This window comes from Nostoc paludosum FACHB-159 (genome assembly GCF_014698835.1).
Taxonomy (GTDB): domain Bacteria; phylum Cyanobacteriota; class Cyanobacteriia; order Cyanobacteriales; family Nostocaceae; genus Nostoc; species Nostoc paludosum.
Genome location: NZ_JACJTU010000023.1, coordinates 62,017 through 87,062, shown reverse-complemented (window position 1 = coordinate 87,062; position 25,046 = coordinate 62,017). Strand labels below are relative to the sequence as shown.

At 40.6% G+C, this 25,046-nt stretch carries 22 protein-coding genes; 13 read left to right on the top strand and 9 right to left on the bottom strand.

What is annotated here, in order from left to right; all coding sequences use genetic code 11:
• Positions 1 to 20 precede the first annotated feature (20 nt).
• Both H6H03_RS22585 and H6H03_RS22580 read right to left on the bottom strand, forming a co-directional pair.
• A complete protein-coding gene (locus H6H03_RS22585) occupies positions 21 to 1,376 on the bottom strand; it encodes a UDP-N-acetylmuramoyl-tripeptide--D-alanyl-D-alanine ligase (protein ID WP_190957310.1) in 1,356 nt (451 codons plus the stop codon).
• Between the two features lie 102 nt (positions 1,377 to 1,478).
• On the bottom strand, positions 1,479 to 2,099 hold the full coding sequence (locus H6H03_RS22580; RefSeq protein WP_190957309.1) for a Uma2 family endonuclease: 621 nt from the start codon (positions 2,097 to 2,099) through the stop codon (positions 1,479 to 1,481).
• Positions 2,100 to 2,269: 170 nt separating this feature from the next.
• On the opposite strand from H6H03_RS22580, the gene H6H03_RS22575 reads away from it, so the two are divergent.
• Positions 2,270 to 2,749 carry a hypothetical protein gene (locus H6H03_RS22575; RefSeq protein WP_190957308.1) on the top strand — a complete coding sequence of 160 codons (480 nt, stop codon included), beginning with the start codon at positions 2,270 to 2,272 and terminating at the stop codon, positions 2,747 to 2,749.
• 109 nt (positions 2,750 to 2,858) lie between these two features.
• Here H6H03_RS22575 and H6H03_RS22570 read toward each other — a convergent pair whose 3' ends face one another.
• Positions 2,859 to 3,335 carry a hypothetical protein gene (locus H6H03_RS22570; protein WP_190957307.1) on the bottom strand — a complete coding sequence of 159 codons (477 nt, stop codon included), beginning with the start codon at positions 3,333 to 3,335 and terminating at the stop codon, positions 2,859 to 2,861.
• 281 nt (positions 3,336 to 3,616) lie between these two features.
• On the opposite strand from H6H03_RS22570, the gene H6H03_RS22565 reads away from it, so the two are divergent.
• Positions 3,617 to 3,814 (top strand): hypothetical protein, encoded by a 198-nt coding sequence (locus H6H03_RS22565; protein WP_190957306.1) that lies wholly within the window; start codon positions 3,617 to 3,619, stop codon positions 3,812 to 3,814.
• A 444-nt stretch (positions 3,815 to 4,258) separates the two neighbouring features.
• Here the strand turns inward: H6H03_RS22565 and thrC are convergent, their stop codons facing one another.
• Positions 4,259 to 5,350 (bottom strand): threonine synthase, encoded by a 1,092-nt coding sequence (gene thrC / locus H6H03_RS22560; protein ID WP_190957305.1) that lies wholly within the window; start codon positions 5,348 to 5,350, stop codon positions 4,259 to 4,261.
• 475 nt (positions 5,351 to 5,825) lie between these two features.
• Between thrC and H6H03_RS22555 the strand changes: the two genes are divergently transcribed.
• On the top strand, positions 5,826 to 6,017 hold the full coding sequence (locus tag H6H03_RS22555; RefSeq protein ID WP_190957304.1) for a hypothetical protein: 192 nt from the start codon (positions 5,826 to 5,828) through the stop codon (positions 6,015 to 6,017).
• 61 nt (positions 6,018 to 6,078) lie between these two features.
• Here H6H03_RS22555 and H6H03_RS22550 read toward each other — a convergent pair whose 3' ends face one another.
• On the bottom strand, positions 6,079 to 8,436 hold the full coding sequence (locus H6H03_RS22550) for a hypothetical protein (RefSeq protein WP_190957303.1): 2,358 nt from the start codon (positions 8,434 to 8,436) through the stop codon (positions 6,079 to 6,081).
• A gap of 271 nt (positions 8,437 to 8,707) precedes the next feature.
• Between H6H03_RS22550 and H6H03_RS22545 the strand changes: the two genes are divergently transcribed.
• Both H6H03_RS22545 and recQ read left to right on the top strand, forming a co-directional pair.
• Entirely contained in the window at positions 8,708 to 10,363 is a 1,656-nt protein-coding gene (locus tag H6H03_RS22545; protein WP_190957353.1) for an iron uptake porin, read from the top strand.
• A 1,799-nt stretch (positions 10,364 to 12,162) separates the two neighbouring features.
• Positions 12,163 to 14,322, top strand: a complete 2,160-nt coding sequence (gene recQ, locus H6H03_RS22540; RefSeq protein WP_190957302.1) for a DNA helicase RecQ — start codon at positions 12,163 to 12,165, stop codon at positions 14,320 to 14,322.
• A 205-nt stretch (positions 14,323 to 14,527) separates the two neighbouring features.
• On the opposite strand, the gene H6H03_RS22535 is transcribed toward recQ, so the two are convergent.
• Positions 14,528 to 15,178 (bottom strand): Uma2 family endonuclease, encoded by a 651-nt coding sequence (locus tag H6H03_RS22535; protein ID WP_190957301.1) that lies wholly within the window; start codon positions 15,176 to 15,178, stop codon positions 14,528 to 14,530.
• A gap of 341 nt (positions 15,179 to 15,519) precedes the next feature.
• Here H6H03_RS22535 and H6H03_RS22530 point away from each other — a divergent pair, with 341 nt between their 5' ends.
• Entirely contained in the window at positions 15,520 to 16,092 is a 573-nt protein-coding gene (locus H6H03_RS22530; protein ID WP_190957300.1) for a Uma2 family endonuclease, read from the top strand.
• Between the two features lie 12 nt (positions 16,093 to 16,104).
• A complete protein-coding gene (locus H6H03_RS22525) occupies positions 16,105 to 17,295 on the top strand; it encodes an MFS transporter (protein ID WP_190957299.1) in 1,191 nt (396 codons plus the stop codon).
• A 132-nt stretch (positions 17,296 to 17,427) separates the two neighbouring features.
• Here the strand turns inward: H6H03_RS22525 and H6H03_RS22520 are convergent, their stop codons facing one another.
• Complete coding sequence (locus H6H03_RS22520; protein ID WP_190957298.1) at positions 17,428 to 17,577, bottom strand: hypothetical protein; 150 nt, start codon at positions 17,575 to 17,577, stop codon at positions 17,428 to 17,430.
• A gap of 651 nt (positions 17,578 to 18,228) precedes the next feature.
• On the opposite strand from H6H03_RS22520, the gene H6H03_RS22515 reads away from it, so the two are divergent.
• From H6H03_RS22515 to H6H03_RS22500, 4 genes are all read left to right on the top strand, one after another.
• On the top strand, positions 18,229 to 18,597 hold the full coding sequence (locus H6H03_RS22515; protein ID WP_190957297.1) for a hypothetical protein: 369 nt from the start codon (positions 18,229 to 18,231) through the stop codon (positions 18,595 to 18,597).
• Between the two features lie 150 nt (positions 18,598 to 18,747).
• Positions 18,748 to 19,362 carry a hypothetical protein gene (locus H6H03_RS22510; protein ID WP_190957296.1) on the top strand — a complete coding sequence of 205 codons (615 nt, stop codon included), beginning with the start codon at positions 18,748 to 18,750 and terminating at the stop codon, positions 19,360 to 19,362.
• Between the two features lie 606 nt (positions 19,363 to 19,968).
• Entirely contained in the window at positions 19,969 to 21,945 is a 1,977-nt protein-coding gene (locus tag H6H03_RS22505) for an AMP-dependent synthetase/ligase (RefSeq protein WP_190957295.1), read from the top strand.
• Positions 21,946 to 21,987: 42 nt separating this feature from the next.
• Positions 21,988 to 22,437, top strand: a complete 450-nt coding sequence (locus tag H6H03_RS22500; RefSeq protein ID WP_096541063.1) for a YlqD family protein — start codon at positions 21,988 to 21,990, stop codon at positions 22,435 to 22,437.
• A 140-nt stretch (positions 22,438 to 22,577) separates the two neighbouring features.
• On the opposite strand, the gene H6H03_RS22495 is transcribed toward H6H03_RS22500, so the two are convergent.
• Positions 22,578 to 23,051: a hypothetical protein gene (locus H6H03_RS22495; protein WP_190957294.1), complete on the bottom strand. Its 474-nt coding sequence runs from the start codon at positions 23,049 to 23,051 to the stop codon at positions 22,578 to 22,580.
• A 292-nt stretch (positions 23,052 to 23,343) separates the two neighbouring features.
• Entirely contained in the window at positions 23,344 to 23,556 is a 213-nt protein-coding gene (locus H6H03_RS22490) for a hypothetical protein (protein WP_190957293.1), read from the bottom strand.
• Between H6H03_RS22490 and H6H03_RS42065 the strand changes: the two genes are divergently transcribed.
• Positions 23,521 to 23,601 (top strand): hypothetical protein, encoded by an 81-nt coding sequence (locus H6H03_RS42065; RefSeq protein WP_390842887.1) that lies wholly within the window; start codon positions 23,521 to 23,523, stop codon positions 23,599 to 23,601. The two genes, H6H03_RS22490 and H6H03_RS42065, sit on opposite strands and share 36 nt — an antisense overlap.
• Positions 23,602 to 23,646: 45 nt before the next feature.
• Positions 23,647 to 24,945 (top strand): dihydrolipoamide acetyltransferase family protein, encoded by a 1,299-nt coding sequence (locus H6H03_RS22485; protein WP_190957292.1) that lies wholly within the window; start codon positions 23,647 to 23,649, stop codon positions 24,943 to 24,945.
• The last annotated feature ends 101 nt before the right edge of the window (positions 24,946 to 25,046 follow it).

Sequence of the window (25,046 nt, the reverse complement as noted above, 5' to 3'; positions counted from 1 at the left end):
TATCTCCTGCCTTCTACTTATCATTTGGGATATTCTGCACGTAACTGATTGACAACCCGATCTAGCCCCACTGAGTGAGCGGCTTTGAACAGTAAAAGATCGCCTGGTTGTACAAATGTCTTCAACCTCGCCACCAATTCGCTATGAGTTGCAAAGCACTCCGATGCAATACCGTCAGCACTTTTAGCGATCGCTTCGGCATCTTCTCCATCAACCAACACCAACAAGCCGTCTAAATTCAACTTTCGCACTGTCTCTCCTACTCGCTGGTGCAACTGTTCGGATCGCTCTCCTAATTCTTTCATTGCACCCAACACGGCGATTTTCCGTTTTCCTGGTGTGTCTGCCAATAATTGCAATGCTGCTAACATCGCTTCTGGTGCAGCATTATATGTCTCATCTAAAATTACCACGTCATTGGGCAAATTAAACCGCTGCGATCGCCCTGTGGGCATATCCACTTGCACGCCTGCTTTCAAACTCGCCCAATCAATTCCCAAAACCTTTGCCACCGCTAAAGCCGCTAAGAAATTAGTCGCATTGTGACGGCCAGGTAACGGTAAAGGCAGTTGCATTCCTGCGACTTCCACAGTTTCGTTATCAATCAACACTCCTGAGACATCGCCACCAGAAAAACCGTAAGTTATGACTTCTCCTGTCCAAACTTTCGCCGCCGTGGTCATTAATAGGGGATTGTCGTAATTCAGAACTGCCACACTATCAGTAGGCATTTCGGCTAATAACTCACATTTTGCCTCGGCAATGGCTTCTTCGGAACCTAGTAACTCAATATGTGCCGTCCCTACATTGGTAATCACTCCAATGGTGGGACGTGCTATTTGTGCCAGTTCAGCAATTTGTCCCCTACCCCGCATGGCCATTTCAATGACGGCGTAGTCATTTTCTGTACCCAGTTCTAAGAGAGTTTTCGGCACACCAATTTCGTTATTGTAATTGCCATAAGTTTTGTGAACTGCTCCTTTTGTTTCTAAAACTGCGGCAATTAATTCTTTAGTCGTAGTTTTACCTACGGAGCCTGTAACACCAATTACAGGAATATCAAAGCGATCGCGCCACCATCTGCCAATTTTCTGATATGCCTTGAGGGTATCTGATACCTGCAATACGGGAAATCCAGGGTTTTCGTATTCCAAATCTACAATTGCAGCTATGGCACCCTTAGCGATCGCTGTTGGCACAAATTCGTGTCCATCAAACTTATCGCCTCGTAAAGCTAAAAACACTTCACCCGGCTTGAGGATACGAGTATCTGTTTGTATACCGCTACTTACTTGTGTTAAACCAGCTTCATATAAGTTTAAAGGACGAGCCGAAAGCACTTCGGCCAGTTGAGTAAGGGTGGCAGAACAAGGCATAAATACAGAGTTCAAAATTATAAAATCGAATTATGACACAATCCGGTTGATAGTGCTTCTGGTTACAGCAATTTTCAGTTCAATACCCCTACTCTCCAGTAATTAACTCAACCTACCTGCGGCAAATATTTGTTCTGCGGTCAAATTCAAGTTTGGAAATGTTTGGGAGATTAGGCGTTCTCTTCCCCTAAACTGCTGTTCTTGATAAGTTCCATCCACTAACTGATAAATTGTCACCACAGGTTGTTTGGATAAGCCGATGTAGCGTTTACCTCCCAGCCCTAGATAATCTGCAATCCAATACTCTGGAATACCTAAGGCTTCGTAGTCTTCTACTTTCCGGGCATAGTCATTTTGCCAATTTGTACTGACTACTTCCACTACTATTTTAATAGATTTACCTAGCGTAATTACTGGTTCAGCTTTCCACAATGGCTCATTCGCCAAAGCCGTCCGATCAAGAATTACAACATCGGGTCTAAAAGCTGAATTTTGGCCTAATGGTTTAATTAGGCATTTCATGGGAACAAACGAAGGCAAATTCAGCAGATCGATTGCGACGTTAAGCTTAAGATTAATTAACCCTGTTACCTGCTCATGAAGTCCAGTCGGTTCCAAGTCTATTAGTTCTCCGTCAATTAATTCGTAGCGTATATCATCTAAATAACCAGCAACGAATGTTTCAAAGTTCAGGCTACCTGTATTAACAGTGGCTAAAACCATAGAGATTGTTTTGAGTTTCAAAACTATACTAAGTTTGGCTGCTCTTAATTATCTTAACTACCGTTAGCCCCAAAAATTCCTGGGCTACACGGTTTTGAAATTGATTTTTGTAATACTTGCAAACTGCATTAAAATTGCTGGCTACTTTAAGATTGCGTGTGAGGATAAAAATGACTGAAAATACTAGTCAAGGAACAGCTTTAACACAACAGTGGCTGGCAGAAATTCAGACACTCAAACAGCAGATGTTGGAACTTCAACAAGAGCGGGATGCGGCTTGGGAAAGTGCCCAAAAATGGCGTCAGCTTTACAACACAGAAGCAGAACAACGACGCACAGATGCCCAGTTGTCCCAACAAGCGATCGCGTCTCTCAAGGCAGATTTACATAAACTCCAAGGTATTGAGACAGGGACACTACCTGCTACACCAGTCACAGCGATCCAAGAAGAAATAGCACAATTACAATCTGTGGAGGAATTGCAAGTCTTACTGAGCGCTGCAATCAAAGAACGCGATCGCCTTTTGCAAGCCTTGAAGGCTGAACAGGACAACCACGCTCAAACTCGCAAAAGTCTTACTACTGCCTTGGGTGATGCGATCGATAGCTTAACACGGGAGCGAGCAGCCGGTACGGGGCAGGGGGGCTGATAGGGGTAGGTTTTTTCAATTTGGGGTTTCGAGGGACACGGGGAAATATTTCGGAATGTAAAAAACCTGCCCTTGAAAGGGGCAGGGGAGCAGAGATGAATAATTAAGTTTAATTTGTGATTGTACTCATAATCAAATCCTTTAATACAGATGTAGCAACTGAAGCTGCTAATCCAAAGAACCAAGTTTGAAAGGATTTAGCTGACTTATATCCATTTTTATCACTAGCGTTGATAGCTGCCGTATTTGGTACAACTAAAAACGATAAACTACCTCCAATTAGCATAGTTATGCCTATGAAAATACTAGATATTAACCACGTTAATAAACTTCCCCCAGGAACAATATAAATATTAACAATACTTCCTAACCAAATTAGAATTGCCACAATACTCAAATGTCGAAATCGATTTACTTTAGCAACACAACCACTAATCAAAAAGCTTAAAGTGAGAATAACGATATTAAACAGAGCAATTGTTGGCATCATTTCTTCAAAAGATAAGTTAGGCATTGCAAATGCTAGCAAAAATCCCAAAATAAAGCTAACTACATTTATCAGAACTACATCACGAATAATCGCCATCACTAAATCTCCGATTATCTAGTAAAAAACTCATTACTAACCGGAACTACATAGTGCAGTTGGAATTTTACGGATGAGATTACTTACAAAATGTCAGAGTTTTTAGATACCTAAAATTCTCTGAAAAAATTTTAATCATATATATCTTAACTGGAGCGGGTTTTGACTCTATAAAAGATATTTTGTTCCCAAAAAAGTTTGATTTATCCGGAATATTCCAATGTTGATTGGTAGCTAAGTCTGTCAGCCAATCAACAAAATATTACTGATGAGGTAATCTTATGAACCCTTTCTTTAATGGTGTAGTTCGTGGTCTTGCTGGTCAAGCTGGTCGAGTTGTTGCTGGTGTAGTTTTTGCAGGTGTTATGGGGGCTTTTGGTATCGATAACGATGGAGATTTTCAGGCAGATTCTCAAGTAGATACTGAAATAGATTCTCAAGAAAATTCTGATTCTATCAATGAAGATACAGAGGTTTAAAATAGTTAGTAACTAATAATTCGTAATTTGTAATTTTTACTTTGGGTAGAAATTTACAAGCAATTTAACACCAATAAATATTGGTTTTTAACCCAAGTCGGTGGGCTTTGTTTATATAGCCGCAGCTGTGCCAGCGCTAGTAATCAATTAGATTTTTCAAATATCCTCTGTAGGTTTGTAAGTAGAGACGTTGCATTGTAACGTCTCTACATCTGTTGGAATAGTGAAAATCGTAGGGCACAGTTAACCCTATTTTCAAGCTATTATCCTCAAGTCGGGGGCTTAAGGAACTTCTAAATAAAAAACATACAATTTTTCTTGTGGGGTGGACATCTTGTCCGCCCGAAGCCTTGGGCGGGCGAGACGCCCACCCCACAAAATTGGATAATTTATTTCTTGGTAATTCCTAAAACCACTAGGACTCACCCAAAAATCTCTAAAAACTTAAAATCCCATTGCTTCGGCTACTGCTTTGAGTTCTGCTGGAATACCTTGTTTAAATTGACTTTGATTGTGTTTAATGGCTGTATCTGGGTCTTTTAAACCGTTGCCTGTGAGGACACAAACCACTGTCGCCCCTGTGGGAATTTGGTCTTTTACTTGTAATAACCCAGCTACAGAAGCGGCGCTAGCAGGTTCGCAGAAGATACCTTCCGATCCTGCCAAAAGTCGATAAGCGTCCAAAATCTCGGCGTCGGTAACGGCCTGGAATTTTCCCTGACTGGCAGATTGGGCGGCGATCGCTAATTCCCAACTAGCAGGGTTACCAATACGAATTGCTGTGGCTATGGTTTCGGGATTTGCCACTGGCTGACCGTGTACTAAAGGTGCTGCGCCTGCGGCTTGGAATCCCATCATCTTGGGTAAGCGATCGCACTTTCCGGCTTGATGATATTGACAAAAACCCATCCAGTATGCTGTGATATTTCCCGCATTACCCACGGGGATACATAGCCAGTCTGGGGCATCACCCAGCACATCGACGATTTCAAAAGCTGCTGTTTTTTGTCCTTCTAAGCGGTAGGGATTGACCGAATTCACCAAAGTGATGGGATAGTTTTCGGCCATCTCGCGGACAATTTCTAAAGCTTGGTCAAAATTACCTTTTATTGCCAATACTTCTGCCCCATAAACTAAAGCTTGGGCTAACTTACCTAATGCTACATAGCCGTCGGGAATTAGCACAAAAGCACTCATCCCGCCACGCCTAGCATAAGCGGCGGCGGCGGCGGAGGTATTGCCGGTGCTGGCACAAATGACTGCTTTTGCCCCTGCTTCCTTCGCTTTGGTAATTGCCATAGTCATCCCTCGGTCTTTGAAGCTGCCGGTGGGATTGAGACCATCATATTTGACAAACACACGTACTTGTCTGCCAATGCGTTCTGCGATCGCCGGCACTGGTATTAGTGGTGTGTTTCCCTCCAACAAAGTCACAACCGGCGTTGTTTCGCTGACAGGCAAATATTCGCGATAGGCTTCTATCAGTCCAGGCCAAGGTTGGCGATAAGATTTAGCAGCAGACAGGCTCAAAGTCACGGGATTAGTTTCTTAATTAGGGATTGGGGACTGGGGATTGGGGATTGGGATTGGTTATTTTATCAATACCCAGTCCCTGAATTGCAAGAGAATATTATTCAGAATATTATTTTTTGTGCTGCAAGTCGTCTGACTTGAGATTTTTATTTTATTGAGAATGTCACTTTATCATAACTAGTGAGTTATTAGTCATTTTGTCTGTGCCACCCTACCGTCATACCCCATGCCCCTTGCCCAATACCTTGGCTTCTCTACGAGACGCTACGCGTAGCTTGCTTCCCCGTAGGGGTACGCTCAGTATAAGTGCCCCATGCCCAATCTGGAACAGAGCAACTACGATCGCCGTCTCTTATGATCGAACCCCAAACCTATTAAACTAAATGATGATAAATACACAATAATTTAACAAACCTTAAAATAGGCTTATTATAATATTGCTAATGGTGTGAGTTTAACAAAGCGGATTTAATTAAAGATGCCTACTTGTTTATCCAGTGTTTCCCATCGCGAGTCCCAAACTAGCTTGGTTACCAAGTTAACCAAGGCTTATTATCAAGACGATCAGCAAGCTAAATTTATGCACTTACAAGCAGAGGTAGATTCTCTGTTGCAGCAATTGGAAAACCTCAAGCACCAACGCCTAGCTGCTAGTAACCAAAAAGAATAACTCAGTTTTTTAGATAGCGATTGCCAGCACCTCTGTAGACTAAATTTTTGGTAACTGCGTGCTATTCAAAGCGCTGATTTTTATCTGACCAGCGCATTAGGCTATATCTGTCAGCGTTTTCTACTAGTAAAGCTAAAGATTGCACGCCTGAAAGCTTGGCGATCGCAGATAATTTTTGAAAGGAATTTTGTTGAAAATCTGTATAAATAACTTCATCGCTGTCAGACAAAATGATAGTACGGTCAGGAGATTGATTTGTGTTTTCCTCGCCAGTTCCAGGTTGAGGTTGATTCAAAGATGCGATCGTTGCTCCTGAAATGGTAAGTATTATTTCCGGCTGACCATTATTTGTTAAATCAATAGTCTGAACAGGCCAATCACCTAACTTGTCTTGCATCTGTTCAAAGCTAGGGATAGCACCAGCCGGAACTTCTCCAGACTTTTGTAAAGATTCCCACACACTCGATAATATTACCTTGACTGCTGACGGATTTTGTGCGTGCAGTTCTCGTAAAGTAATGGGAAATGGTTGCACCCATTCCAGCGCTGCATTCGTCAGGGCCAAGGGTTTCGGTTGGAGAACATTGTTTTGATTCTCTGGAATTTTTGGCGCAGCAACTAGTAGGCGCAAAACTTTATTTCGTAGTTGCACCGCTTTAATAGTAGCTATAGTAATTTGTTGTTCTCCGTTTGGTAGCCACACCACTATCTGCATTTGGGAGTCAGAATTAATTCCCAAGGTTTCCCAGAAAAATTTTGCTCTTGAAGTTTTGGGTGGGTTGAAATCCTCAAAAGGAAAATTTAGCCAGCGTTTCCCATCGGAAAATGCACTCACTTGCACTTGATACCAAACTTGGTTATCTGTAAGTTTCAAGTCTGCTGTAGAATTTGGTTGTAGCCACTCGCTGCTAGTAACTTCAGCGATTGATTGCACTGTACCAACAATTTGACTGGGGTGGGATATCTGCGATTTTGTAACCTCACCATCGAGTTTTGCTAACAAACGTTGAATATAAGCAAGACGATCTTTGGTAATTTGTGGTTGTGTCTCTAACCAAGAATTAGCAGCTTCTTGCCCCCGTTGGACAGCTAAAATCAAGGCAAACCAAGCTTGCACTTCTTGTCTATTTGGGTTGACTCGCAACGCTGCTACTGTGCGATTCCACAAGCGTTTTTCATCGCCTCTGAGTAGAGTCGCAATCTCTTGGACGTTATGTGCCGATTCAAACACCTGCAAAGCTTTTCCCCAGCGCCCATCAATTAAATCTGCCAGCACTTGTTCGCCAGGACTTGCCCAACTTTTCTCGGCTTGGGATTTAGTCAGTTGGGAGTGCAAGCGAATTAAATCCATTTGGGCTTGCGCCTCCTGTGGTAATCCTTTACGCTGTTTTTTGATAAATTTCAACCATTCAAAAGCTGGTGTCCAAAGTCCGGTACGGGCAATTGACAAGGCATTTTGATATCCAGAGTCCTTAAGGACTGGTGATTTAAGGTTAATTGCCTCCAATTGAATTGGTTTGAGGAATAACTTCAGAGGCTTGACTTGGTAAACTTCCAAGCGCGGTTCTAAACCTAGAGTTCCATCGATAACTAACTCTTTTGTCGCATCACCAGTTACTTGTTGCCATTTGGGCAATTGACCAGTGGGACTTGTCCAAGACAACATTTGTTGTAAATTACTGCGTTCTGGATTGTAGTATACGATGTAACCGTAAGCCAAAGTACTAGTTCCCTGTTGGCGTTCACCCCGTAAATTAAACCAAACCCCTGGTGATGGTGTTTGACCTTCAAAGCGTTGTACCTTAGTTAGAGGTAAGGGAACACTGATATCTTGGGGTTCTAATGTGGCATCAGCCAAGGAAGAAATCACAAAGGATTCTTCCGGCCCAGTTATTGATAATTGACTTTCTAAATAGTAGTAATTTTCCGGTTCAGACTTAAACTCTAACTCTTGTGAACGCTGATAAACTCTGATTTCAACAAGTTTTTGACAATCAGATTCACAATTAGCACGCTGCTGAAAAACTGGCATGAAAAACGAGTTTTTCGTATCTTGATACAAAGGTAGAAGTTCACCGACTATTAAGTTTTTGTTAGTTAAATTCAGTTCAATGTTTTTAAAAGTTTGGGGGCGTTCGTGTTTTCCCAGAGGAATTTGTGCCCATGTAGGTAAAATTTTATTCATCCAGCTTACTTGGTCTGGATTCAATATGAAGAGAAAACTAATCCAGGCAAAAGTAATAATTAAACCAGCGCTACTCAATAAAATTGCGATCGCTAGCGTTGATGACAACCAACTTCCCGGTTTTGGTTTTTGAAACGTTTTTTTAACTACACGTTTCCTCGCACCAGCACGAGGTTGATTTTGTTTATTTTCTTTAGAAGTTTTTGGCGTCAACTTGCGCGAGCGTTTTGCCATCGGTGGGGATTGGGGAATGGGGATTGGGGATTGGGGATTAGGTATTGGGAAGACATTTTCCCAGTCCCTAGTCCCCAGTCCCTATTCCCTAATAGTTATACTCGCCCTTTGTAAAGTTGCCCAGAAGGATTATGTCTAATTTTCTACAAAATACGTAAATTTACTCATGTGAGCATCAAACATTCGCGAATACACTCTTCACTTAAGTATGCGAGCAGAGTATAAAAAATTGAAAGGTAGACTTATTAGCCGCAGTTATAACAAAATCTGGATGCTCGCATGGTTACTCGTTGCGGGAGTCAACACAGTTGTAGAAAAAGCGATCGCTATTCCCACGGAGGCAGAAACTACTCAGTATTCAGAAGTTAATAGCGATATTATGGGAGCATCCTCCTCGCCAGCAGATTCGATGGCGCAAGTGACATCGGTTTCTCAACTCAACGATGTACAACCGAGTGATTGGGCTTTCGCTGCATTGCAATCTTTGGTGGAACGCTATGGTTGCATAGCGGGTTATCCAGATAGCAACTATCGCGGTAATCGCGCCTTAACTAGGTACGAATTTGCGGCTGGTGTGAATGCTTGTTTAGATAGAATCAATGAGTTAATTGCTACGGCCACCAATGATTTAGTTAGTCGCGAAGATTTAACAATATTACAAAAGTTGCAGGAAGAATTTGCAGCTGAATTAGCAACTTTACGAGGTCGTGTCGATAGTTTAGAAGCCAGAACTGCCGAAATTGCAGCCAACCAATTCTCAACAACAACTAAACTCAGCGGATTACTAATAGTTGGAGTTCAAGGACGGACTAAAAATCGTGGCGATGTTAATCCTAGAGATGGACAAAAAGACACAGATGATGGTGGAACAAACATTAATGTTATTTCCTTGGCGCAGTTGTATTTAACTAGCCAAATCACTCCTCGTAGTTATTTGCTCACAGGTTTGTTAGCTGGTCAAGGTGGTACTACACCGAGATTTACTAATAGCGTTTCTCGGAATGATGTTTTACTTGGCTACGAATTTCCTACAGATAGTTTGATTGTCAGTGACCTCAATCTTCATTGGTTGGTAACAGATAAATTAGCAGTCATGGTAGGAACAGAAGGCGTAAGTATCCCAGCTGCTTTTAGAGGGCCAAATAGAGTAGAAAGCGCTGCAACAGGACCACTGTCTTATTTTGCCCAAAGGAACCCAATTTTAAATACAGGATACGGTCACGGTGGTATTGCTATTGATTGGCAATTTGCTAAACGTGCTAGTTTGCAGGCAATTTATACTAGTTATCAACCAGGAAATCCCGGTCAACGTAGCGGTTTATTTGATGGAAACACCACTACGGGCGTACAATTGTTGGTGACACCAACTGATAGTTTAGATTTAAGTTTGTATTACGTTAATAATTACTCTTCGGATGGTTGTTTGCTAACTTTTGTTGGCGATGAATGCTTAACTGCGGTTAATAGCACCACCGGAAGATCCGCACCACTACAAACTAATGCTGTCGGTGCGACTGTAACTTGGCAAATTTCCAAGAGCATTAGTGCAGGTGCATGGGGTGGTTATACTAAATCTTATATTCCAGGGCAACCGGGAAATGTTGAAACAACAAATTATATGGTGTTTTTGAATTTCCCTGATTTATTTGCTAAGGGTAATTTGGGCGGAATTTATGTCGGACAGCCTCCGAAAATTACTAGTAGTAATCTACCTCTAGGGAATAATGTCCCCGATTTTATCAATACCGGTTTGGGACGTGCTGGAGGACAACCAGGGACGACTACTCAAATTGAAGCATTTTATCGTTTTCAGCTAAACGATAACATTAGCATTACACCAGGCATTATTCATATTTTGCAACCTGGTCATACACCAGATAGTGACTCAGTTACCATCGGCATTTTGCGGAGTACTTTTACTTTTTAGTCTAGGAATCAAAAATCCAGAATTATGCTGTATCTTTACCAATGCCCGATGCCCAATACCTCGGCTTCTCTACGAGACGCTACGCGTAGCTTGCTTCCCCGTAGGGGTACGCTCAGTACAAGTGCCCGATGCCCAATGCCCTATTTTCAAGAGATATAAAAAAGGTTTGGTGGTGAGCCAAACCTCAATATAAATCCAGTGCATAACAACATCCCGAATTAATTTACTCATGATTATATTTATTGGGCATCTTCCTATAGGAAGTATTCAAATATCCTCAAACCTGATAATGCACTTCTCTAGTATCACTGAATACTTGAAATAGAAAATTGTTATGTTATGGCAAAAGGCTTATGGCAGAACAATTTAGATGCTGATGAAATTTTTTCAAAGCCTTGGATGGTATATAAAACACTGTGATAACCCTCTAAATCTTCCTTAAGAAGGACACTTTCAGAATCATACTCTTCTCTTTTTAAGGAAGGTTAGACGGGGATCTATATATAACTTCATACTTTACAAATATCTTCTCAAGAGCGCTGGTGAGAATTAGGAGCCAAAATAAAAGACGGGATGATTTATCCCGCCTGAATAGCTTGAAAGTGGCAGCACACCTTGGAGCCTAGAAAAAATAGCACAAATAAAACTCAATAGGTTGAAAAGCTAGCAAATAATATCAGTTTAAAGAATCGTAACGTACTAAATTCTTTGTATTTGAATTATAGCTATTCAAATTAGTATATCACAAATCTATTTTCACGTAATGCCAAAATGCCAAATAATTAGAAATAAAAAGCACGGGCTTTATACCGTGCTTTGTATAATAAGTAAAAACATCTTGGTAATTTCTGCAATATATCAAAATACCAAAATCGCAAACTGCCAAATTGCCAAATATCTGTCAATCATGAACGAATCTTAATTTATATATATTCGGGGATTTGCAGATGTGATAAAATTGACTATCAATACAAATTGCTAGCTACTTAAAAAGTCTGTAGTAATCGGCATAGTTTTACATTGTTGTTAATTATTTAGAGATCGGGCGGGCAAAATATATTTGATTGTGTTGATTTTTAGTAGTGTTGAAAATCGGCATCGCACAACAGAACAATTCGACAGTCAATTAAGCAGCTAGTTTCCCTTCCTGCTTCTACTAAAGAGGAAAACTAAAAACCTTTTGTAATGTGGTTTAATTTCTTACAAAGAAAGGCTCTCCTTCGGAGACGCTACGCGAACGTACTTCTGCCTTCTGAACGCCTACTTACTTAAAATCTTTAAAAAGCTCCAAGCGTCGGTTAGAACCATTCTTGGAGCAACAGATTTGAATAACCGTACCTTTCGGTAGGGGTGAATTAATACCGTCTAACTTTTCACGGCATATGAAAAAGGCGTAAGGGTTTAGGGAAAACACACACTTATTCAGCTTTCAATTTGGAATTTCACAAATTCCTTCCAGCTTTGTCACACCCTTACTCTTTAACTCAAATAGAGTTTCCAGACCCCGTGAAAAGTCAGGTTGAGTAAGATTAACGGTATTAGATTGTGCTGTGACTTTCCAAAGCGCTATTTCTAGTGCTGTTTTAGCTTGTAGGATTGGTACAAGCTATGATGGAGAAGTTTTTGACAGCCTCACTTGCTACCGAATTTTATAATCTTCGCTTGAGTTTTTGCGATCGCTGAAAATTAGAAATTCTCAACTTACACAAAATCAACGAGCTAAGATTATTAAAAATATATCTTACTTTTTTAAGAAAACTTACTTAATTTAGGCAAAAGCCTCTGAAAAAGCGATCGCTATGCTTCAGTATCCCAATCTCGAACAAGCGCTAAAATATCACTTCGGTTATGATAGATTTCGCCCCGGACAACGACAAATTATCGAAGATGCGCTGCAAAATCGGGATTTATTGGTGGTGATGCCTACGGGTGGGGGAAAATCGTTGTGCTTTCAGCTACCTGCATTAATCAAAAAAGGTTTAACTGTAGTAGTATCGCCATTAATTGCTTTGATGCAAGACCAAGTGGAAGCACTGCGAAATAATAATATTAGTGCTACGTTTCTCAATAGTAGTTTGAATCAGTATCAGGTGCGATCGCGGGAAGAAGCTATCCGCAACGGCAAAGTTAAATTACTTTACGTCGCCCCAGAACGTTTGTTAAGTGAAAGATTTCTGGCGTTTCTCGATTTAGTCCATCATCAAATCGGTATTTCTACCTTCGCCATTGACGAAGCACACTGCGTCTCTGAATGGGGACACGATTTTCGTCCAGAATATCGCCAGTTGATATCTCTGCGAAAACGCTACCCCAATGTTCCTGCCGTTGCACTCACAGCCACAGCCACAGATCGCGTCCGTGGTGATATCATTCAACAATTAGGATTGAAGCAACCGAGTATCCACATAGCCAGCTTCAATCGCCAAAATCTTTATTATGAAGTTCGTTCTAAAACCAAATCTGCATACGCTGAATTATTAGAACTCGTGCGGGAAAGCGAGGGTTCAGCCATTATTTATTGTCTGACGCGCAAAAAAGTTGATGAACTCACATTTAAACTGCAAAATGATAAGATTTCAGCTTTGCCTTATCATGCTGGATTAACTGATGAAGAACGCAGCAGCAATCAAACTCGATTTATTCGCGATGATGTGCGCGTCATGGTGGCGACAATTGCTTTTGGGATGGGAATTAATAAGCCAGATGTCCGTTTAGTAATTCACTTTGATTTACCGCGTAATTTAGAAAGTTACTATCAAGAATCAGGTAGGGCGGGAAGGGATAGCGAACCCTCACGTTGTACACTTTTTTTCAGCTTTGCTGATATTAAAACCATTGAATGGAGTATTAACCAAAAAACTGACCCCCAAGAACAATTGATTGCCAAACAACAACTGCGACAGGTAATTGATTATGCTGAGGGTACAGTTTGTAGACGGACAATTCAGCTTGGTTATTTTGGGGAACGATTTCCTGGGAATTGTGGTAACTGCGATAATTGCCGCAATCCCAAACCAATGGAAGATTGGACAATTGAAGCCATGAAGTTTTTATCTTGTGTGGCGCGTTGCAAAGAAAGATTTGGCATGACTTATATTATTGATGTGTTGCGCGGTGCCAAAAACCAAAAGATTATTTTAAATCAACACGATCAACTTTCTACCTACGGAATTGGCAAAGATAAAACTGTAGATGAGTGGCGGATGTTGGCGCGATCGCTTCTACATCAAGGACTAATAGAACAGACTAGCGATGGTTACTCAGTTTTAAAACTTAACCCCCTAAGTTGGGAAGTAATGCGGCGACAACGCACAGTTTCCCTGGCTGTAACTGTAACCCAAAATGTTGCTTTAACACAAACAAGTGAAAAAGCTGCCGAAGCAGAAGTTTTAATGCAAAGATTGCGATCGCTACGCAAACAACTTGCCGATCAGCAATCTGTTCCACCTTATATTGTCTTTCCAGATTCTACTTTGAAATTGATGGCACAGGTACAGCCTAAAACAATGACTGAATTTGGTAAACTTTCTGGTGTAGGTACTCACAAACTTGCTCAATATGGCGAAAAGTTCCTCGCAGAAATTCGTGCTTACCGTCAAGAAAGAGGTTTTTTAGATCCACCACAGGATAATTTTTTACCCTTTAATAGCTTGCCTTCTGACACCGAAATTTTTACTTTTCAATTGCATAAACAAGGTTTGAGTGTTGCTGAAATTGCCCAAAAACGTAATATTAGGCCAACTACAATTATTCGCCATCTTGCAGATTTAATCGAGAAAAATCAGCCTGTAGATTTAAATCAGTTAGTGCCTTTAGAACGTCAGCAAAAAATTTGGCAAGTTTTAGAAGTGCTTGGTGATATTTCTTTGACGCCCATTCGAGAACAACTAGGCGAAAGCTACACTTATGATGAAATTCGCTTAGTGCGGGGTAAGTGGCGGCGCGAAAATCGCAAGTGATATCATGTTCGGCAAAATAGTTATGATTAAATCTCACGCAAAGACGCAAAGGCGCAAAGAAGTCTGCAAAGTTTTTATCGTAACTAATTAGACGAACCTGATATGATATCAATTCAAAAAATATTTGCAAGACATTCAAACCCGAAAAACTAGAAGACGCGATGAATCGCGTCTCTACAAATGGTATGACTTTTTTAATGCTTTCCTACGAAGCCAAATCGAAAATTTGCTGTGCAGTTAAGTTGAATTGCGGGAATGTCGGAGAAACAATGGCCGTCTTTCCTGTAAATGAAGTCATTTGATATTCTCCCTCAACCAAGTTACAAACAAAAATTGTGGGTTGTTTGGGGTTACCAATGAACTTTCTCGCCCCCAGTGCGGCATAATCGATAATCCAATATTCTTCGATGCCCATTTCTTCTCTTCGAGACGCTACGCGAACATAATCTCGAAGTTTATCATAGTAATCGTCACGCCAATTAGTTGAAACCACTTCGACGATTAATTTGACCGAATCAGGATTTTGGATAATCGATTCGCTTTCCCAGCGTGGTTCATCCCCAAGAACTTCTTTGTTTAAAACAATGATGTCCGGCTCATAACCTGATTTTTCTCGTTTGGGTTTGATAATTGATTCTCTGGGAATAGTCCATATACCGCCAGAGCCACTCTGCCTGATAATTATCAATAGTTGCTCAATCAGGGAACCTGTGAGATTTGAATGTTTTCCCCTTGGCTTGGGCATTTCGATAATTACTCCATCATGCAATTCGTATCGCACCTCTGAATTTTCGGGATACCAACTGATAAATTCATCAAAGCTGTATAGTTTGGGTTCGACTTGGACTTGAGTCATATTATCTAGTTAGTGAACGTTAAGTACTTGTTAAGAGAAGGGTTACAAGTTGAGTAATTTTTTTGATTAATTATTTATGCATCAAATGTTTTTCTAACTATTTAACTATTGTGGCTCTTGTAGCAAGATGCTATAAGGTATTGTGACTGCTAAATTGTTAAGATTTTCTAATTAAAATATTAAGAGTGAGATTCCAAGAGTTAGTCCGTGAGTCAAAAATTACTTTATGCAAGTAAATGGCGGCGCAAAAATCGCAAGTGAAAAGTTAATCGATCGACGGCCAACAGCTAACAGTCAACAATTACCTTAAAATACAAGAGCAAGATCGAAGGAGTTAGCCAATGAGTCAGATGCTTAATACTGGAGTACGCTGGACAACTCAAGATGTGGAACTATTACCAGAAAATGAAGGGACGCGTTATGAGATAGTTGATGGAGAACTATTTATGACCAGGGCATCTCACTTTAAACATCAGCAAACTTGTGGCAGAATTTTCCGACAACTCGATGTTTGGTCAGAGTCTACTGGTTTAGGAGAAGCTGTAATCAATCCCGGCGTTTTGTTTTCAGAATCAGATAATGTGATTCCCGATGTAGTTTGGGCTACTAAAGAAACCTTGGCGTTAACATTGGATGAAGCGGGACATTTAACTGGCGCACCAGATTTAGTAGTAGAAGTTTTGTCTGAAAGTAAGTCAGACGAAAGACGAGATAAGGAAGCAAAACTTAAACTTTATTCTTCCAGAGGAGTAAAAAAATATTGGATTGCTGATTGGCGATCGCGTAAATTAGAGGTCTATCGACGCGAACAAAATCAACTTAAATTGTTAGAAACTCTATTTAGTAGCGATATTATAATTTCTCCTTTATTACCTGGTTTTAGTTGTACTGTAAACCAGTTTTTTCCTGTATAAATTTTAGATTAAATGGAAACACAAATCTCAAGTAACGGATTAACTAAAGTCCAGGTACTGATTATGGCGATCGCAGCTGGTGTCTGTGTTGCTAATGTTTACTATAATCAGCCAATTCTCAAAGATATTGCATCTTCTTTTCGAGTTAGTGAAGGCGAAGCGGGTAGCATATCTGTACTTTCGCAAGTTGGTTACGGTGTTGGGCTTTTCTTTCTAATCCCCTTGGGCGATAAAATTAACAAGAAAAAATTAATTCTTTGCTTACTGCTATGTTTGTTTTGTTTGCTGATAGCTATGACGTTTTCACAAAACATCGTCCAAGCTTCGATATTGAGCATAGCAATTGGAATTACGACAGTCTCAGCCCAAGTTATTCTTCCCCTAGCAGCAAGTATAGATAGAGTAACTACAGGCCAAACTGTAGGCAACATTTTTACTGGGGTATTGATTGGAGTTTTAGGTGCAAGAGTTTTTAGTGGATATATTGCTGAATGGTTTACTTGGCGTTATGTATATGGATTTTCAGCAGTAATGGTTTTAATTGTTACTGTTTTACTAAAAATATATTTACCTAATGTCAAAAATGATTTTGATGGTTATTATTTGGAATTATTAAAATCAACACTCTACCAATTAAAACGTTTCTCATTATTAAGAGAAGCATCTTTAATTGGTGGTTTATTGTTTGGTGTATTTTGCTCATTTTGGACGACGCTGACTTTCCATTTAAGCGGAGCGCCTTTTTATTTCCAATCTGACACAATTGGGATATATGGTTTTGTGGCGATCGCCGCTGCATTGACGGCACCAGTTTTTGGTAAACTAGCCGATAAAGGTAACTCTCAACGTTCCTTAACTGTTGCTGTATCGATGGTAATTGCAAGTTTAGTAATTGCTAAAATTGCTGCTAATTCTGCACTGGCGATCGCTGTTGCTGTATTGTTAATAGATGTAGGCGTACAGGCAATGCAGGTTACCAATCTCGCCAGGATATACACCCTTGATGCTCAATCCAATAGTCGCATCAACACAGTTTACATGACTACCTATTTTATCGGTGGTGCTGTAGGTACCACCCTTGGCCTATTCTGCTGGAATTTGGGGGGCTGGAATTTGGTAACTTGGCAAATGTTAGTTCTGACTTTGCTTGCATTTTTGATTATCGTCAGACCTAAAACAACTACACCAAGAACAAATCAATAATAAATAATCAAATTTATTCTTTTCCAGAACAAAATGTGTATGGCTTATTGATTGTCAGACATCGCCTTGCACCAATTACTAAATTTTCTCCTCATCAAGGCGATATCTGTAGATCATCAATCGCTGGGTATTTCAGAAGTTAGACTGTTCTGAAGTTACAGTAGCTGGTGATAGTGCAATCTTTTCGTTTTTAGCAGAGAAAATTACAGATAGCAGCTTAGGTAGGGCTACACAAGCAACAGTACTAAGCAGCGTCATGAATAAACCATCTATCAAACTCATTATGTTATCTCCCCTGTGTGCAAAAGTTGTATTTAACATAATTACTAGTTTGAAGCAAAAACAGTACAATTACTGAAAATGCTATTTTGAATTTCTTTTATTAGTTATAAGCTAACTATATATATCTTTTTGTTAATGGTAACTATCAGTTTTTTAATATATCTCCAGGCAGAAAAACTTCTGTAATTTTGTGTGACATGTAGAGCGATCGCACTTGATTTGTTAAATACTAGTAATAATAATATAACAATCTTATACCAATTTAATGTGAAGTTGCACATATCTAGATCCCCCTAAATCCCCCTTAAAAAGGGGGACTTTGATATGTTTTTCTGGTTCCCCCCTTTATAAGGGGGGCTAGGGGGGATCGAATTCTATGCAACTTCATAAAAAATTGGTATTAATCAAATACAAAAAAGACTTTTGTATCTTTTTAATATATGTGGTATGGCATTTACCGTTCTAGTGAGTTAGAAGCTAGGGACGCAAAGCTTTGCGATACAAATTTTTGTACCTGATTTGATTGGGAACCACTATAGCTGGGTAATTTAAGACAAGTAGAGAAGATGTTGAGGTAATATCTACCTTTACTTATTCCTGTCGCTATCTAAAATTTAAAATCGATAAAGATGAAAGCCAAACTTGACATTTATGCAGGTTTTTTGGTTGATTATTTTTAGTCTTCCTGGGTTAGCGATCGTAGCTTTTATATTGACAATTATGTTTCTTGCTATGCTTTACGCGCTACGGATAACAACCTGTACTTTTGATAAAACCACAGGAATAATGACAGTGAAGCATGAAGCACTAAGAAAAACTTTTGATAGTGTTATAATTCAGTGTTCTATTGAGGAGATTAAAGATATTCAAATAAAAGCATTCTATGGCAGAGGCAATAGCTGGAAGATTGAATTAATCTTGGAACACAGTAAAATCATTTCGTTGAATTGGATGGAAACTCCAGACAGAGAAGAAAAGCTAACTGCTGCTCAGTGTATTCGCCAATTTCTTAACCTATAATACCAATTCTCTAAAATCTGGCAACAGATTCAAACCCCGAAACCCATATCCTACCTGACTTTATTAATTACGAATTACGAATTAGTCTAAAATGTTAGAGCAGGGAACATATAACAAGGTTAAATCATAACTAAAATCAGGGAGTATAGCATGACTAGTAACCGGATTATTCAACCAGGGCAAAGCTATACATTTAGCAAATATTTTGAACTCCCTTATACAACCAAAGATATTCTTGCAGATTTTAATTGTAGCTATGAAAAAAAGATATTAGAACTACCTAATTATCTAGGAGAAATAACATATTTAGACTTTTTAAATCGCTATCTTGAACGTAATATATCTATTTTTGATTCAGTTGCAGAAATAGCTATTAGAGAAATGTTAATTTCTCCTATTCTTGTAGAAGTTTGTGACCAAACGCAATCTATTCTTTATATTGAGTATAGTGTTAATGTTAACGAACAGCTTAAAGGTACATTTGACTATTATTTAGTTTCCCAAAATTCACTTTTAGTTATTGAGGCCAAACAATCAGATTTAAAACGAGGATTTAATCAGTTAGCAGTAGAATTACTAGCACTAGACCAGTGGGTAGATTCCCCTAATCCTATACTATATGGGGCTGTAACAAATGGATATGATTGGAAATTTGGAATATTGCAAAGACAGGAAAAACATATCATAGAAGACACTAAGCTTTATCGCGTTCCAGAAGGCTTAGAAGAATTACTCAGGGTACTTGTAGGAATTCTGAGTAATTAAAACATAAAAAATCAGAATTATTCTTCAAATACCCAAAAATTTTTCCTGTCAAATAGTTCATCAACTCGGCGAACACCGATCGCAAAAATCAGGACTAAATTTACAATATTGGCTACCCGTCAATGGGTAAACTGTACAATAGGGAAAACTCGTAAGTTGAACTTTCGCTGTTTGTAATTCTGAATTCTTCGGTGAGAATTCAGTCAGGTTGGTTCTATTTACTGTCAACATAGCTATAAGCTTGGGTAAGACCATGCAGGCAGCAATATTGAGCAACGTTAGCAGTGTTACGTCTATTAAATTCATCAGGTAATCATCCCCCTTGAAAAGTAGGCGTAGGCGTAGCCCGCACTTCGACACCCTTCGGCGTCGCTCAGGGCAAGAAGCTCAGTGACCATCGTAGACATCGCTGTTTCTAACTGCAAACGCCATCTATAGCTTGCAGTCTATGTAAATCAATCTTAACATAAATTTTTGTAAATATAAAGTTGGAATTCCTGGAATTATCATACACAAAAGAGAATGTGGATAATGAGGACGGTTATTGTAGCGTAATAACAAAATAGCTCCAAAAGCGAACGTTTGAAAATCTTTAGTTAAGGTGTTATGTCAAAAACTCAAATCGCGTCTTCTTTTTTATCTAATATCAGCGAGCGAGAACGCCAAGCATTAAAGAAGTTGGTAGATTACACAAATGTGCAATCGCTACCAGAAATTTGGCCTTTGGCAGCTCAGGAATTTGGTGATGTTGTTGCCTTGCACAACCCCCACGCTAAACCAGAAATAGTGATTACTTATACTCAATTAGCAGAGAAAATACAACTATTTGCTGCTGGGTTGCAAGCGTTGGGAGTCAGATTAGGCGATCGCATTTCCTTAATTGCTGACAACAGTCCCCGGTGGTTTATTGCCGACCAAGGTATCATGACTGCTGGGGGAGTTGATGCCGTGCGTAGCTCCCAAGCTGAAAAAGAAGAACTGCTGTTTATCATCGCCAACAGTGGCAGTACAGCAGTGGTAATTGAAGATTTGAAGACACTTAAAAAACTGCAAGAGCGCCTCAACGATCTACCAATTCAATTCGTCATCTTACTTTCAGATGAAGCACCACCGACGGAAACACCTTTAAAAGTGCTAAATTTTGCCCAATTAAATGAAATTGGAGCAAATCATAATTTTGTGCCAGTCAAGCAAAATCGTGATGCTCTGGCAACCTTAATTTACACCTCTGGCACCACCGGCAAACCCAAAGGTGTGATGCTCTCTTATACTAACTTGATGCACCAAGTGACAACATTTGGCACAGTATTGCAACCAAATCCGGGCGATATGGTTCTTAGTATTTTGCCTTCGTGGCACAGTTACGAACGAACTGTTGAATATTACCTATTATCTCAAGGTTGTACGCAAGTTTATACTAACTTGCGCTCTGTCAAAGGAGATTTGAGAGAATTTAAACCCAACTATATGGTGGGTGTACCCCGTTTGTGGGAATCGATTTATGAAGGAGTGCAAAAACAATTCCGCGAACAACCAGCCAACAAGCAACGCCTAATTAAATTTTTATTAGGCATCAGCGAGAAATATATTAAAGCGCGGCGAGTTGCTCAGGGATTGGATTTAAATAATCTTCATGCCTCAGCCGTAGAACGATTTGCAGCTAGCATACTCGCGGCGGCTTTGTTACCCCTGCATAAGTTGGGAGAAAAACTAGTTTATGCCAAAGTGCGGGAAGCCACAGGGGGACAAGTTAAGCAGATGATTAGCGGCGGCGGTGCCCTTCCCAGACACATCGATAACTTCTTTGAAATTATTGGTGTCCAGATTTTGCAAGGTTATGGCTTGACAGAAACTTCTCCAGTTACCCATGTGCGTCGTCCTTGGCGGAATTTAATTGGTGCATCGGGGCTACCACTCCCGGCAACAGAAGCTAAAATCGTAGATCCTGAGACAAAAGCGCCTTTGCCACCAGAAACACGAGGCTTGGTATTGTTAAGGGGGCCTCAGATTATGCAAGGCTATTACCAAAATCCCGAAGCCACAGCCAAAGCAATTGACCCTGAAGGTTGGTTCGATAGCGGCGATTTGGGTTGGTTAACACCACAAAACGACCTAGTGCTAACTGGCAGAGCTAAGGATACCATTGTCTTGACTAACGGCGAAAACATCGAACCGCAACCCATCGAAGATGCGTGTTTGCGATCGCCATATATCGATCAAATTATGCTTCTAGGCCAAGACCAGCGCACCTTGGGAGCCTTAATTGTCCCCAATCTCGAAGCCTTAGAAAAATGGGCAGCAACTCAGAATTTGACACTGGATACACAAAGCGATCGCGAAATTTCCTCATCAGGTCAAAAAATAGACTTGGAGAGTAAAATGATCCAGGATTTATTTCGCCAAGAATTAAATCGTGAAGTGCAGAATCGTCCAGGCTATCGACCAGATGACCGCATCGGGCCGTTCAGATTCATACTCGAACCGTTTTCCATCGAAAACGGCTTGATGACACAAACATTGAAAGTTCGACGACACATCGTTGTGGAACGCTATCGCGATATTATTGACGGCATGTTTGCCTGATGATTCCATCCGCCAACTATTAAGAGTGAACGTGAAATATTTATGGATGTCTCCAAATCTCATTTGCTGTTGAAACGCGTCGTCAACGTTAAAGTGATTGTTACTCCCCTCTGGAAAGAGGAAGTACAACAGCAGCTACAAGCACAGATTAATCAACTTGACCAGCAACTGCAACAGCTAGACGTTGAAGGACAAAGAGCGATTAGTGCAATTCAAAAACAGAGTCTGCAACCACCCGGCCCCCAGACCCTCCAACAAATTGACAATATTCAACTCCAAGTCAATCAAAAGAAAAGTGAATTCCTAGAGCAGAAAAATCAGTTGCTGCAAAACCTCCAGCAAGTGCAGTTTCTCCAACAGGATCAAGAAGTCAACCAATTCCAAATGGAAGGCTTTTTCAAAGTAGAAACCGGAGATAACTTGATTAGCAAAATGCAAGTCGAAATTGTTCTACGCGATGGCGTTGTCGAAGAAATTCGCGGCGACATTTAGTGAACTAAAGTTATAAGTTATGAGTTATGAGTTGAAATTCTCAATTCCTGACTTTTAACTCCTGTACAGACGCGTAGACGCTCGAAGAGCGGCTTCTCGTAAGAGAATAATCGCGTCTCTACTTTACTCCTAACTTCTAACTAATTCCTCACCCCAGCCCAAACAATTTGCCACACTGGGGGTGAACTAATAAAAAGCGATCGCCCAAAGGTCGTCATCTCCACTCGATATTTAACTGTATCAACAGAATTTTTACCCTGCTTGATTTGTGTAATCGTCACCAACGCTTGATTTCGTTGTGGATAAGCCACCTCTACCTTTCGCCTTCCTCCCACTGATGGTATGTCGTCAAAGGCATTCAGAGCGAGTGTCGCAGGATCGCTACCTTGGAGAGATGAGTTAATACTTTCTAAAGGTATAGTTTTATAGCTGGAACGCTCTGAGTCTGCCACAACCTCCTGAGATTGGTGAATCGCTCTTACCTGCTGTGGTTGCCGATCGACATTATCAACAATCGGTGGAGATTCCTGGCGTCCAGTCATAAAAACTCCAGCGGCAGCAGTGGCAAAGACGGTAAGTACCACAATCAAAAACAATTTTAACTTTGCCGACATAAAAGTAAACAGGAATTTCAAACAGGTTAATTACCAATTTTGAATTCTAGATTGAACTGCATCCCATATCCTCTACCTTAAAGAAGCTCCTCTATCTCAAGCAGTGGTATGAGGAATATAAATATATTTATCTGTAGCAATCTCATTTCATTTGTGAGACACTCTTGATGGTTTTTGAAAGTCAACAACCAAAACAAGATATTAACTATCCTTTAACAATAGCTCTGTAGTATAGACCTTTAAATCAGATTAAGGTTCCTGAATTTGGGTATGGGGAGATGAGGAAGACAAATCAATTCAAAATTCTTGCATTAAAGAACTTCTGCCTGGTCACTGAGCGTAGTCGAAGTGCTGCCTTCTGCCTCCTCTTTTCCCATGCCCAATGCCCAATGCCCAATACTTCGGCTTCTCTACGAGACGCTACGCGTAGCTTGCTTCCCCGTAGGGGTAGGCTCAGTACAAGTGCCCCATGCCCAATGCCCCATGCCCCATGCCCAAAATCCAAAATCTCCAATCCAAAATTCTTTTATCAAGATACAATTCGATCTGACAAAAGCTGTTAAAGTCCATAAACCATTGATTCCCAAACCACCCTATGAGCATTCACGAAGTATTTATGCCGGCGTTGAGTTCCACCATGACCGAAGGCAAAATAGTCTCCTGGGTGAAATCGCCAGGGGACAAAGTGGAAAAAGGCGAAACAGTGGTGGTTGTAGAGTCAGATAAGGCAGATATGGATGTAGAAACCTTTTATGAAGGGTTTCTTGCCCATATCATAGTGCAAGCTGGTGAAACTGCCCCGGTAGGATCTGCGATCGCCTTCATTGCCGAAACCGAAGCTGAAATCGAAACTGCGAAATCTCTTGCCAATTCTGGCGGTGCGCCTGCTCCTAGTCCTTCTCCCGAACCAGTTCCCGTGGCTGCTTCCGTTGGAATTCCTGCTTTGGCGTCTCAAAACGGCTCTAACCATCGCGAAGGAAGACTTGTAGCTTCACCTCGTGCCCGTAAGTTAGCCAAAGAACTCAAAGTCGATTTGACTTCACTTCAAGGCAGTGGCCCCTATGGTCGCATTGTTGCTGAAGATGTGGAAGCAGTTGTTAATAAAGGTAAGCAACCCGCCCCGGCTCCACTTGCTGCCCCACCAACACCAATTACCCCAGTAGCGCCTCCTACACCACAGACACCAGCACCCGCACCCACACCAGTCGTGGCAGCTGTTCCTGGTTCAATCGTGCCTCTAACTACCTTCCAAAATGCGGTAGTACGGAACATGGTAGCTAGTCTATCTGTGCCTGTGTTCCGTGTTGGTTACACCATTACCACTGATGAGTTAGACAAACTTTATAAACAAATTAAATCCAAAGGCGTAACAATGACAGCGCTACTGGCGAAAGCTGTAGCGGTAACATTACAAAAACATCCACTTTTGAACGCTAGCTACTCAGACCAAGGTATTGTTTATCATTCTGATATCAACATTTCTGTAGCTGTGGCAATGGATGATGGCGGATTAATTACACCTGTGCTACAAAATGCAGACGCGGTGGATATTTATTCTCTATCCCGTAATTGGAAGTCTTTAGTAGAGCGTGCCAGAACAAAACAACTACAACCCCAAGAATATAACAGCGGTACTTTTACCTTGTCCAACTTAGGGATGTTTGGCGTAGATAAATTTGATGCGATTTTACCACCAGGACAAGGTTCAATTTTAGCGATCGGTGCATCCCGCCCGCAAGTGGTAGCAACACCCGACGGTTTATTTGCCGTGCGCCAACAAATGCAAGTAAATATTACTTCAGACCACCGGATTATTTACGGTGCCCATGCTGCGGCATTCTTGCAAGATTTGGCGAAATTGATTGAGACAAATACTCACTCTTTGACACTGTAGTTTTGAAAAAACGCCAAATTTAAACGTTAGGGCTATCAGTAAAGTACTTTGCCGAGACTAGCGCTAACAAAAAACTAGATTTACGCTGAAATTTGTTATGG

Excerpts from the sequence above, each read along its gene's own strand:
- H6H03_RS22585 (WP_190957310.1), bottom strand. The coding sequence starts at position 1,376 with ATGCCTTGTTCTGCCACCCTTACTCAACTGGCCGAAGTGCTTTCGGCT.
- H6H03_RS22580 (WP_190957309.1), bottom strand. The coding sequence starts at position 2,099 with ATGGTTTTAGCCACTGTTAATACAGGTAGCCTGAACTTTGAAACATTC.
- H6H03_RS22575 (WP_190957308.1), top strand. The coding sequence starts at position 2,270 with ATGACTGAAAATACTAGTCAAGGAACAGCTTTAACACAACAGTGGCTG.
- H6H03_RS22570 (WP_190957307.1), bottom strand. The coding sequence starts at position 3,335 with ATGGCGATTATTCGTGATGTAGTTCTGATAAATGTAGTTAGCTTTATT.
- H6H03_RS22565 (WP_190957306.1), top strand. The coding sequence starts at position 3,617 with ATGAACCCTTTCTTTAATGGTGTAGTTCGTGGTCTTGCTGGTCAAGCT.
- H6H03_RS22555 (WP_190957304.1), top strand. The coding sequence starts at position 5,826 with ATGCCTACTTGTTTATCCAGTGTTTCCCATCGCGAGTCCCAAACTAGC.
- H6H03_RS22550 (WP_190957303.1), bottom strand. The coding sequence starts at position 8,436 with ATGGCAAAACGCTCGCGCAAGTTGACGCCAAAAACTTCTAAAGAAAAT.
- H6H03_RS22545 (WP_190957353.1), top strand. The coding sequence starts at position 8,708 with ATGCTCGCATGGTTACTCGTTGCGGGAGTCAACACAGTTGTAGAAAAA.
- recQ (WP_190957302.1), top strand. The coding sequence starts at position 12,163 with ATGCTTCAGTATCCCAATCTCGAACAAGCGCTAAAATATCACTTCGGT.
- H6H03_RS22535 (WP_190957301.1), bottom strand. The coding sequence starts at position 15,178 with ATGACTCAAGTCCAAGTCGAACCCAAACTATACAGCTTTGATGAATTT.
- H6H03_RS22530 (WP_190957300.1), top strand. The coding sequence starts at position 15,520 with ATGAGTCAGATGCTTAATACTGGAGTACGCTGGACAACTCAAGATGTG.
- H6H03_RS22525 (WP_190957299.1), top strand. The coding sequence starts at position 16,105 with ATGGAAACACAAATCTCAAGTAACGGATTAACTAAAGTCCAGGTACTG.
- H6H03_RS22520 (WP_190957298.1), bottom strand. The coding sequence starts at position 17,577 with ATGAGTTTGATAGATGGTTTATTCATGACGCTGCTTAGTACTGTTGCT.
- H6H03_RS22515 (WP_190957297.1), top strand. The coding sequence starts at position 18,229 with ATGCAGGTTTTTTGGTTGATTATTTTTAGTCTTCCTGGGTTAGCGATC.
- H6H03_RS22510 (WP_190957296.1), top strand. The coding sequence starts at position 18,748 with ATGACTAGTAACCGGATTATTCAACCAGGGCAAAGCTATACATTTAGC.
- H6H03_RS22505 (WP_190957295.1), top strand. The coding sequence starts at position 19,969 with ATGTCAAAAACTCAAATCGCGTCTTCTTTTTTATCTAATATCAGCGAG.
- H6H03_RS22500 (WP_096541063.1), top strand. The coding sequence starts at position 21,988 with ATGGATGTCTCCAAATCTCATTTGCTGTTGAAACGCGTCGTCAACGTT.
- H6H03_RS22495 (WP_190957294.1), bottom strand. The coding sequence starts at position 23,051 with ATGTCGGCAAAGTTAAAATTGTTTTTGATTGTGGTACTTACCGTCTTT.
- H6H03_RS42065 (WP_390842887.1), top strand. The coding sequence starts at position 23,521 with ATGCCCAATGCCCCATGCCCCATGCCCAAAATCCAAAATCTCCAATCC.
- H6H03_RS22485 (WP_190957292.1), top strand. The coding sequence starts at position 23,647 with ATGAGCATTCACGAAGTATTTATGCCGGCGTTGAGTTCCACCATGACC.